Below are 300 nucleotides of genomic sequence, written 5' to 3'. Positions count from 1 at the left end.
AGACCGCCGCAGCGCTCGAAGAGATCACCACGACCGTCAAGGACTCGGCCCGCCGGGCTGAAGAGGTCGGCGCGCTGGTCGCCCGCACTCGTGCCGGTGCCGAGAAGTCCGGCGAGGTCGTCGCCAACGCCGTAGACGCGATGCACGCGATCGAGAAGTCCTCGGGCGAGATCTCCAACATCATCGGCGTCATCGACGACATCGCCTTCCAGACGAACTTGCTTGCGCTGAACGCCGGCGTCGAAGCGGCGCGTGCCGGTGAAGCCGGCAAGGGCTTTGCCGTCGTCGCCCAGGAAGTGC

Annotated in this window: 1 protein-coding gene; it reads left to right on the top strand. The window is 67.3% G+C overall.

The genetic code is table 11. The annotated features are described in order from the left end of the window. On the top strand, positions 1–300 hold a 300-nt coding region (locus L981_RS35725; protein WP_043626879.1), incomplete at both ends, for a methyl-accepting chemotaxis protein.

This window comes from Ensifer sp. ZNC0028 (assembly GCF_000799055.1).
GTDB lineage: Bacteria > Pseudomonadota > Alphaproteobacteria > Rhizobiales > Rhizobiaceae > Ensifer.
Note: the sequence above shows the minus strand (reverse complement) of the source record. Positions and strands in the feature narration are given on the sequence as shown.